This is a genomic window from Clostridia bacterium (genome assembly GCA_012840125.1).
GTDB lineage: Bacteria > Bacillota > DULZ01 > DULZ01 > DULZ01 > DULZ01.
Map to the genome: position 1 here is coordinate 1 of DULZ01000021.1, position 1,995 is coordinate 1,995.

The window sequence follows — 1,995 nt, forward strand, 5'->3', positions numbered from 1 at the left end:
GCTCTTCGCAGATTTTGTCAGCAATCTGGTTCGAAGGAAAGCCGTTGAGGATGGCCTCGGTGACCTGTTGCCCGCCATAGTCGTATTTCCCTGAGAAGGCCACAATTGCTTGGTAAGGGCTTTTGCGCTCAGCGAGATATGCCTTAAAGGCATGAAAGTATTGAATGGCTCGCTCGATGCTGGCGGTCACCACCATGGCCCGCGCCTTGCCTCCGATTTTACCCTGAGCAATTACCTTTTCATGAAAGTGATCTATCATGATTTCAGCCTTAAGCCGTATGGCATGCTCGTGCCCCTCGACAAACCGGCGCAGCTTCTTTTTCGCTTTTTTGACTTCAAACTCGGGGTCATCCGCGATGGTCTTGATAAGTCTATAGTAGCTCTTAACCGGCGTATAATTGGCCAGCACATCCAGAATGAACCCTTCCTGAATGGCTTGCTTCATGGTGTAGCTATGAAATGGCCTGTGTTTCACCGTGCCGTCTGGCTGCGGATCGGGCTCACCAAACATTTCCAGTGTTTTGTTCTTGGGTGTGGCGGTAAAGGCGAAGTAGCTGGCATTTGGCAGTAGCTTCCTAGATTCCATGAGCCGGTTGATCTTGTCTTCGAAGGTTTCGTCTTCGTTCTCTGCACCGGCCTCCGATAAGGCCATACTCATCTGGGCAGATGTACGGCCTCCCTGGCTTGAGTGCGCCTCGTCAATGATGATCGCAAAATGACGCCCGCGGTGTTCGTTGCCGATTTCGTCCAGGATGAATGGGAATTTCTGAAGCGTCGTGATGATGATCTTCTTGCCGCTTTCGATGAAGCGCCGCAGATCGCCTGAATGCTCGGCGTGCCCCACCGTGGCGCTTACCTGAGCAAACTGCTTGACTGTGTCCCGGATCTGTTGGTCCAGGATGCGTCGGTCGGTCACCACGATAATGGAATCGAAAACGGGCTTTCCGTCCTTCACGAGACCGATCAACTGGTGGGCCAGCCAGGCGATTGAATTGGATTTGCCGCTACCGGCGGAATGTTGGATGAGGTAGCGCCGGCCGACACCCTGCGCTGCCGCGTCCGCCAAGAGTCTTCGCACCACATCGAGCTGGTGATAACGAGGGAAGATCTGCCGCCGCTGCTTTTTGCCGGTTTTTGGGTCTTTTTCTTGGATAAGCTGTACGTAGTTTTCGAGGATATCAGTCAGGCTTTCCCGGGTCAGTATCTCTCGCCACAGGTAATCAGTTTTCAGTCCCTGCGGATTTGGCGGATTACCTGCGCCGTCGTTCCAGCCCTTATTGAAGGGAAGAAACCACGAAGACTTGCCCGCAAGGTGAGTACAAAACCATACTTCGTTTTCGTCTACAGCGAAATGTGCTATGCAGCGCCCTAACTCAAAGAGCTTTTCGCGGGGATTCCGGTCGCGCTTGTACTGCTCTATGGCGTCATAGGCCGTCTGCTTGGTCAGCCGGTTTTTGAGCTCGAAGGTAAAGATCGGCAGTCCGTTGACAAAGAGCACAAGATCCAGCGCCCGCTGTGTCTCATCGCGACTGTAGCGGAGCTGGCGCGTGACGGTAAAGCGGTTCTGCTCATAGAGCACCCGCGCTTGCTCGTTTCCAGGGGAAGGTGTGCCGTAGAAAAGCTCTATGTGGTGTGGACCGTGCTGGATCCCGTTACGCAACACGTTCACCACCCCGCGCTTGCTTACCTCGCCCCGGAGCCGCGCCAGAAATTTCCGCCGGGTGGGGCTGTCGTTGTCTAAGTCAAGTGCTTCGGCAACCTCCGGTTGCGTCGAACGCATAAAGGCCGTAAGCTGAACCAGGTCGACGCAATACTCCCGGTCGTAATCGGCCGGATCGCCTGGTAGCCAACCCACACTGCCATAGGATGCCTGCGTCTCGGCAGCTAACGGCTGAGCACCGGTAGAGCGGGGCATGCAGTCACTGCCAGTCAGTGTCCGGCATATAAGTGTTTCGAGCCCGGCTTCTCTGGTATCGCTGGGGGTCATGGTTCAAC

General features: G+C 55.0%; 1 protein-coding gene. It reads right to left on the minus strand.

The window, feature by feature from the left end; translation table 11 throughout:
• Positions 1 to 1,987: type I restriction endonuclease subunit R (locus GXX34_01930; GenBank protein ID HHW06289.1), on the minus strand; the 1,987-nt coding region annotated here is incomplete at its 3' end.
• Between the last annotated feature and the right edge of the window lie 8 nt (positions 1,988 to 1,995).